This is a genomic window from Adlercreutzia equolifaciens (assembly GCF_029076695.1).
GTDB lineage: Bacteria > Actinomycetota > Coriobacteriia > Coriobacteriales > Eggerthellaceae > Adlercreutzia > Adlercreutzia equolifaciens_A.
Genome location: NZ_JARFIK010000152.1, coordinates 1 through 349 on the forward strand (window position 1 = coordinate 1; position 349 = coordinate 349).

The following is a 349-nucleotide window of genomic DNA, read 5'->3' on the forward strand; positions in this document are numbered from 1 at the left end:
TCATCGGTCTCATTCTGTGCTGCGCTCTCAAGGACTCTGAGTGCATGTGCGAGCTTGACTTCATCTACATCGATCGGATGTCCGATATGTATCAGCTTATTCGGTGTATCCGTCATACCTTCTTCGTCCATCAGAAGTTCTTCGTATAATTTTTCTCCCGGACGCAGTCCCGTGAATTCAATCTTGATATCCTGATCGACTTTATAGCCTGACAGCCGGATCATATTCCTTGCAAGATCAAGGATCTTTACCGGTTCTCCCATATCCAGGACGAAGATCTCTCCGCCTTTGGCATAGGCACCTGCCTGAAGTACCAGTGATACCGCTTCCGGAATCGTCATAAAGTAGC

Annotated in this window: 1 protein-coding gene; it reads right to left on the minus strand. The window is 47.6% G+C overall.

Annotated features, from left to right (window positions below; all coding sequences use genetic code 11):
- Positions 1-349, minus strand: a 349-nt coding sequence (locus tag PZH32_RS11865) for a polysaccharide biosynthesis protein (protein WP_275208461.1), incomplete at both ends; no start/stop codon positions are given.